Source organism: Vannielia litorea, from assembly GCF_018424695.1.
Taxonomy (GTDB): domain Bacteria; phylum Pseudomonadota; class Alphaproteobacteria; order Rhodobacterales; family Rhodobacteraceae; genus Vannielia; species Vannielia litorea_A.
On the sequence record NZ_QTNQ01000129.1, the window covers coordinates 1 to 6,816 of the forward strand.

At 66.3% G+C, this 6,816-nt stretch carries 6 protein-coding genes and 1 pseudogene; 3 read left to right on the forward strand and 4 right to left on the reverse strand.

Annotated elements, in window-relative coordinates; genetic code table 11:
* The 3 genes and pseudogenes from DYI42_RS22550 to DYI42_RS22560 all read left to right on the forward strand — a co-directional run.
* Positions 1-421, forward strand: a pseudogene (locus tag DYI42_RS22550) (DnaA ATPase domain-containing protein); the annotation flags it as partial.
* Positions 422-469: 48 nt separating this feature from the next.
* Positions 470-2,644 (forward strand): RNA degradosome polyphosphate kinase, encoded by a 2,175-nt coding sequence (locus tag DYI42_RS22555; protein WP_213549191.1) that lies wholly within the window; start codon positions 470-472, stop codon positions 2,642-2,644.
* A 55-nt stretch (positions 2,645-2,699) separates the two neighbouring features.
* The gene (locus DYI42_RS22560) at positions 2,700-4,241 is read left to right on the forward strand and encodes a Ppx/GppA family phosphatase (protein WP_213549193.1); all 1,542 of its coding nucleotides are present in this window, start codon (positions 2,700-2,702) and stop codon (positions 4,239-4,241) included.
* 196 nt (positions 4,242-4,437) lie between these two features.
* Here the strand turns inward: DYI42_RS22560 and DYI42_RS22565 are convergent, their stop codons facing one another.
* The 4 genes from DYI42_RS22565 to DYI42_RS22580 form a co-directional block, all read right to left on the reverse strand.
* Positions 4,438-4,845 carry a hypothetical protein gene (locus DYI42_RS22565; protein ID WP_213549195.1) on the reverse strand — a complete coding sequence of 136 codons (408 nt, stop codon included), beginning with the start codon at positions 4,843-4,845 and terminating at the stop codon, positions 4,438-4,440.
* 31 nt (positions 4,846-4,876) lie between these two features.
* Positions 4,877-5,920, reverse strand: a complete 1,044-nt coding sequence (locus DYI42_RS22570; RefSeq protein WP_213549197.1) for an endonuclease/exonuclease/phosphatase family protein — start codon at positions 5,918-5,920, stop codon at positions 4,877-4,879.
* Positions 5,917-6,591 (reverse strand): molecular chaperone DjiA, encoded by a 675-nt coding sequence (locus tag DYI42_RS22575; protein WP_213549199.1) that lies wholly within the window; start codon positions 6,589-6,591, stop codon positions 5,917-5,919. Before DYI42_RS22575 ends, DYI42_RS22570 begins: the two co-directional genes overlap by 4 nt.
* A gap of 31 nt (positions 6,592-6,622) precedes the next feature.
* A partial coding sequence (locus DYI42_RS22580) for a GNAT family N-acetyltransferase (protein WP_213549201.1) occupies positions 6,623-6,816 on the reverse strand: 194 nt, incomplete at its 5' end.

The following is a 6,816-nucleotide window of genomic DNA, read 5'->3' on the forward strand; positions in this document are numbered from 1 at the left end:
CGCCCTGCTTGTGGAAGACATCCACCTGCTGTTCGGCAGCCGCGAGACGGAAGAGCCGCTGTTCCACCTGCTCAACCGCGCCGCCGCCGCCCCTGCGCGCCTGCTGCTGACAGCGCGTGAGCCGCTGCCGCCCCGCGCCCTGCCCGATCTGGAAACCCGCCTTCAGGCCACCCCCAGGGCGCGCCTTTCCGAGCCCGACGATGCCCTGCTCACGGCTCTCCTCGTGAAGCACTTTTCCGACAGGCAACTCGCGCCCCCGCCCAAGCTCATCGACTTCCTGCTGCCCCGGATCGAGCGCTCCGCCGCCGCCATCCGCCGCACCGTGTCCGCGCTGGACCGGCACCAACTTGCCACCGGACGCAAGCTCGGCACCAAGCTCGCCCGTGACGTCTTGGACAATGACGGAAATTCAGGCACATAGGGTGGGTAGCGTCATCCAGACGTGACCTTTGCTGCCTAAGTTCTTCGCATGACCCAATCCGACTTCCTCACTGCCCCCTACCCCGATCCCGTCGAGCCGGACGCGAGCGAGCTCACGGGCCCCTCGCGCTTCTACAACCGGGAGCTCTCCTGGCTGGGCTTCAACTGGCGTGTGCTCGAAGAGGCCGAAAATCCGCGCGTGCCCCTGCTGGAGCGTGTCCGCTTCGTGTCGATCTCGGCCACCAACCTCGATGAGTTCTACACCGTCCGCGTCGCGGGCCTGCGCGAACTGGCCCGCGCGGGCAACACCACGCCCGCCGCCGACGGTCTGAGCCCCGCGGAGCAGCTGATCCTGATCAACGCCGACGCCCGGCGCCTCATGGCCCGTCAGCAGGAAACATGGGCCAGCCTGCGCAGCGATATGGAAGCCCATGACATCGCCCTGCTTGAGGCCAAGAACCTCACCAAGGAAGACCGGGCCTTTCTGGACGATTACTTCCTCGCCCAGGTCTTCCCGGTGCTGTCGCCGCTGGCCGTCGACCCGGCCCACCCCTTCCCCTTCATCGCCAACACCGGCTTCTGTCTCGCCCTCCAGCTCGAGAGCGAGCACAACGGCCGAAAGCTTGATGCCATCCTGCCGATACCGCACCAGGTGGATCGTTTCATCGCCCTGCCCGCCGATGAAGGCAAAAGCCGCTTCCTGCCGCTCGAAGCCCTGCTGCGCCTGCACATCGGCTCTCTCTTCCCCGGTTATCGCGAGAAGGGCTCCTGCACCTTCCGCGTGCTGCGCGACAGCGACCTGGAACTGGAGGAGGAGGCCGAAGACCTCGTGCGCGAGTTCGAAACCGCGCTGAAGCGCCGCCGCCGGGGCGAGGTGATCCGCCTCAACATGTCGGCAGGCGCGCCCAAAGCCCTGAAGGCGCTCATCATGCGCGAGCTGGAGGTGGACGAGGACGAGGTGATCGAAACCAACGGCATCCTCGGCGTGGCTGACCTCAAGGAACTGGTGATCGACAGCCGCCCCGATCTGCTCTGGCCCTCCTTCACCCCCCGCGTGCCAGAACGGGTGCAGGACCACGAGGGCGACATGTTCGCCGCGATCCGCCAGAAGGACATGCTGCTGCACCACCCCTATGAGACCTTCGACATGGTGGTGCGCTTTCTTCAGCAGGCGGCGCGCGATCCGGATGTGGTGGCGATCAAGCAAACACTCTACCGCACCTCCAAGAACTCGCCCATCGTCGAGGCGCTGTGCGAGGCGGCCGAAGACGGCAAATCCATCACAGCGCTGGTCGAGCTGAAGGCACGCTTCGACGAGGCCGCCAACATCCGCCAGTCGCGGCGGCTGGAGCGGGCCGGGGCGCATGTGGTCTATGGCTTCATGCACTACAAGACCCACGCCAAGATCAGCACCGTGGTACGCCGCGAAGGCAAGGAGTTGGTGACCTACACCCACTACGGCACCGGCAACTACCACCCGATCACCGCGCGCATCTACACCGACCTGAGCCTGTTCACCTGCGACAAGGCGCTCGGGCGCGATGCGGGCAAGGTGTTCAACTACCTCTCCGGCTACGCCCAGCCCGGCGCGCTGGAAAACATCTCGATCTCGCCCATCTCGCTCAAGCCCACCCTCCTGAAGATGATCGCCGCCGAGGCCGAGCACGCCCGTGCCGGCAAGCCCGCCGAGATCTGGGCCAAGATGAACTCGCTGATCGAGCCCGACGTGATCGACGCGCTCTATGCCGCCTCCCAGGCGGGGGTGAAGATTTCGCTGGTGATCCGTGGCATCTGCGGCGTCCGCCCCGGCATCAAGGGCCTCAGCGACAACATCCGCGTCAAGTCGATCGTCGGGCGCTACCTCGAGCACAGCCGCATCGTCTGCTTCGGCAACGGCTACGGTCTGCCCTCCAAGAAGGCGCGGGTCTACATTTCCTCCGCCGACTGGATGGGCCGCAATCTCAATCGCCGGGTGGAGACGCTGGTGGAATGCACCAACCCCACGGTGAAGGCGCAGATCACCGAGCAGGTGATGGCCGCCAACATGGCCGACACCGCCCAAAGCTGGGTTATGAAGCCCGATGGCAGCTTCTATCGGCCCGAACTCGCCGAAGGCATCGAGCCGTTCAGCTGCCACCGCTTCTTCATGGAAAACCCCTCGCTCTCGGGGCGCGGCTCGGCGGGGGCCGGCGATGTGCCAGAGCTGACCCACTCCAAAGATTGACCTCGCGCGCGCGCGCCCTCTATCAAGACAGCACAACCACGCCCGGGGAGACGACATGGACGGATCAGGCGAGCAGCAGCGGGGTTTTGGCCCTTTCGGACGCCCGATCTTCGACCACCCGGACGCACAGGCCCTGTCACGCGTCGGCGTGATCGACATCGGCTCCAACTCCGTCCGCATGGTTATCTTCGACGGCGCCGCGCGCAGCCCGGCCTATTTCTTCAACGAGAAGGTGATGTGCGGCCTCGGCGCGGGCATGGGCGAAACCGGGCGGCTCAACCCCGAAGGCCGCCAGCGCGCCATGGCCGCGATCCGCCGGTTTCACGCGTTGGCCCGGGGCATGGGCATACCGCCCCTCACCGCCTGCGCCACAGCCGCCGTGCGCAACGCCGATGACGGCCCCGAGTTTTGCGAAGAGATCAAGGCGGCCACCGGGCTGGAGGTTTACGTCGTCGACGGCGAGGAGGAGGCACGTCTCTCGGCCCAAGGCGTGCTGGTCGGCTGGCCGGGTGCCACCGGGCTGGCCTGCGATATCGGCGGCTCCTCGATGGAGCTGGCGCTTCTGGAAGACGGCGGCGTCGGGGCCCGCGCCTCCACATCGCTCGGCCCGCTGCGGCTGAAGACGATCAAGGGCGGTCGCAAGGCCCGCAAGGCCGAGATCGACGAAACTCTCGAAGAGCTTGCCGAGACCCTACCGAGGCACAAGCGCCTCTACCTTGTCGGCGGCTCGTGGCGTGCCATCGCCAAGATCGACATCTACCGCCGCGGATACCCGCTGCACGTTCTGCACGATTACCACGCCACACCGGCCCAGCTGCGCAAGACGCTGGATTGGCTGCGCGGGCGCGATCTGGAAGAGGTGCGCAGCGAGGTCGGTTTGTCCGCCGCGCGGATCGCGCTGGTGCCGGTGGCGGGCGAGGTGCTGCGGCGGCTAATGAAGAAATTCGGCACCAAGGAGGTCTGGATCTCTGCCTACGGCATCCGCGAGGGCATGCTCTATGAGCAGATGTCAGACCTGATCCGCGCCCGTGACCCGCTGATCGAGGCGGCGCGCTACGACGAGGCCCACAACGCCCGCGTGCCCGGCTTCGGCCTCACGCTCTACGATTTCGTCATGCCGCTGTTCCGCTCCGCGCGGGCCGACAAGCAGCGCCTCATAAAGGCCGCCTGCCTGCTGCACGATGTGTCCTGGCGCGCCCATCCCGATTATCGCGGCGAGGTGTGCTTCGACAATGCCACCCGCTCAAATCTTGGCGGGATCGACCACCAGGGCCGGGTCTTCGTGGGGCTCGCCCTGCTCCACCGCTACCGCAACGCCGCGCCCGGCTCTCACCTCGAACCCATGGTCGAGCTGCTATCGGACAAAGACCGGCAGATGGCAGTGATCCTGGGAAAGGCCATGCGCTTCGGCGCGATGTTCTCGGGCAACAACCCCGAGGCCATGTGCCGACTGGAGTTTCGCCCCAAGAAGAAAGAGCTCAAGCTGGTACTGCCCCGCGCCTCGGCCGACCTTTACGGCGAAGTGGCCGAAGCCCGGTTCAAGTCGCTCGCCAGCGAGTTGGGCTGCGAGATGGAAGTGCGGCTTGCAGGGGATTGATCCGCACCGAACGCCCTCTGCACCCGTCCTCCAACACCCGCACCGGAAGAATTTTCACGAAAATTCTTCCCTCTACCAAAAATCTTCAGGAAGATTTTTGCACCCCGGCCCCCGGCATCAAACGCTCCACACGGGAAAAATCTTCAGGAAGATTTTTCCGGCAGTCCCGTGGCACCCGCCCTGCGCAGCGCGCGTGTCAGAGGTCGATTTCGCCCTCGGGGTCGAAGTCCGGCATCGGGCCGCGCGGTGTCGGCGCCTCCCGTTCCATCTCTTCCGGGGTCTTACGGCGAATGAGGATATCGCCATTCGCCAGCCGCTCGGGCGGGTGATACTGGTCGAACTCGCCGATCATCTCCGCCAGCTCGGCCAGATGCGGCCCCATCTGCTCGGCGAGGTTGCGCAGGGCCGGCTCCATCTCCCGCGCCATATCCTTCAGCGCGGGCTCCATCTCTTCGGCAAGGCCGCGGAAGAAGAGCATCATCCCCTCTTCCACGAGATTCATGCCCTCCCCCATGTCGCCACGGGGTTGGGGATCGGCCTCCTGCGCGGTGGCGGGGCCGAGGGTGAGGCTGGCCGCAAGGGCCATCGCAGCAAGGTGTTTCATGGCTCCAACATAGGGATTGGTGCGAGTCGTTTCAAAGCCCGGGGTCGAGATCGACGCTGACAGGAAAGTGATCGGAGGCCGCCAGAAGCGCCTCGCGCAGCTCCGGCACCGCATAAATCGCAGGATCGTCAAAGGGATGCCAGATCCGCCAGCCCACCGCCCTGGCCGCTAGGCCCGGTGAGAGCATCAGGTAATCCAGAAGCGCGGTGAGGTAGCGGTGCTCGTCGCGGATGTAGAACCGCGCCGTGGTGTCATGCGCCTGAAGCAGCCCCCCCGCCAGTGCCTGCCGTGCATGAGGGTCGATCAGCCGCCTGTCCTGCGGCTTGTCCGCCCCCAACACGATTTCCAGCCCGGATCGCCCGAACAGTTCTTCGTATTCGTCCAGCCCCGGGCCATCGTTGAAGTCCCCGGCAACCACCAGCGCCTCGCCGCGCGCAAGGTGGTGCTCTACCCGCCGCCTGAGCCAGATCGACTGCGCCAGCTGCTTGCGCCGGTTGGCAATGGAGATGCGCGTGGCATCGGCGGCGGAGCGGGCACCGTGGGGGGCCTTGCTCTTGATATGCACACCAATGAAGCGCACCACCTCGGCAAAGCCCTCGAGCCGCAGCTCGGCCTCCAGCGGCGGCTTGGAGAACCGCACAAGGTCCTCCCGCGCGTCGATGTCGAGGTCGATCCGGAACACCCCGTCAAACCGGGGCGCCTCCTCGCTGCCCTTCTTGCCCGTCATCTCGCCTATTGGCGCATGGCGGGCCTCCACCCGGTCGGGGTCATACAGCAGCGCCAGTTCCTGCTGCGTGTCGTTCGGAAAGCCAACCAGCGCCTTGCGGGCCCTGAGCCCCATGAGGTCGGCAAAGCCCTCCAGTGCCGCCTCGGTGCGGCGCGGTGCCTTCCAGTCGGGCGCCTCCACGATGAGCACCGCATCGGCATCGAGCGCGGTGAAGACAATGCCCAGCGCCTCCAGCTGGGCCGCCCGGGTCACGTTCCACCGCGCCGACCACTCACCATCGGCCAGCGGCGCACCCGCCTCGTCGAAGAGCGCGTTGAACCACTCCACATTATAGGTGGCCAGTCTCACCCTGCCCCGATCTCCTCCCAGGCCCGGTTGATCGCGATCATCCGCTTCTCGGCCATCCGCACGGCCTCCTCCGGCACGCCACGGGCCATCATCACGTCCGGATGGCTCTCGCGCACCAACCGCCGCCAGGCCGCGCGAATCTCGTCAACCGGTGTGTCCGGGCTGACCCCCAGCACCGCATAGGGGTCCGGCTCCGCATCCGGCACGAAGCGCGCCCTGAGCGAGCGGAATTCCCGGTCGCTGACGTTGAAGATCGCGGCCACCCGCGCCAGAAAATCATCTTCCTTCGGGTGATATTCTCCATCGGCCATCGCAATGTGGAAGAGCCCCTCCAGCAGGTCGGTCAGCGCGCCGTGGCCCTCGTCGAACATCCGCGCGATGCGCCCGGCATAGTCCTCGAAGCCCGCCACATCCTGCCGCGCAAGGTTGAAAACCCGCGCCGCATTGGCCTCTTCACTCGGCGGAATGGTGAAGACCTCGCGAAAGGCCGTCACCTCGTCCTTGGTCACCTGACCGTCGGCCTTGGCCATCTTCGCACCCAGCGCGATGACCGCGATGGTAAAGCCCACCGTGCGCTCGGGTGCGGTGCGCAGCCTGTCGAACACGGCCGACAGCCCTTCGCCCGCGCGAAGGGCCGACAGTGCATCGCCTATTCGGGACCAGATCGACATGGGGGCACCATAACGGCCCGCCTCCCGGCGGTCACAAGAATTTCTGCATCAGCACAAGGTCGTGCCAGCGGTCGAACTTCCAGCCCACTTCAGGCAGCCTGGCAACCTCCGCAAAGCCCAGCGCCGCGTGAAAGGCGACGCCCGCGCTGTTCTCTCCACTGACACCGGCGAAGAGCGAATGCACCCCCGCCGCCGCCGCATGGGCACAGAGCGCCGCCATGAGCG

Excerpts from the sequence above, each read along its gene's own strand:
- DYI42_RS22555 (WP_213549191.1), top strand. The coding sequence starts at position 470 with ATGACCCAATCCGACTTCCTCACTGCCCCCTACCCCGATCCCGTCGAG.
- DYI42_RS22560 (WP_213549193.1), top strand. The coding sequence starts at position 2,700 with ATGGACGGATCAGGCGAGCAGCAGCGGGGTTTTGGCCCTTTCGGACGC.
- DYI42_RS22565 (WP_213549195.1), bottom strand. The coding sequence starts at position 4,845 with ATGAAACACCTTGCTGCGATGGCCCTTGCGGCCAGCCTCACCCTCGGC.
- DYI42_RS22575 (WP_213549199.1), bottom strand. The coding sequence starts at position 6,591 with ATGTCGATCTGGTCCCGAATAGGCGATGCACTGTCGGCCCTTCGCGCG.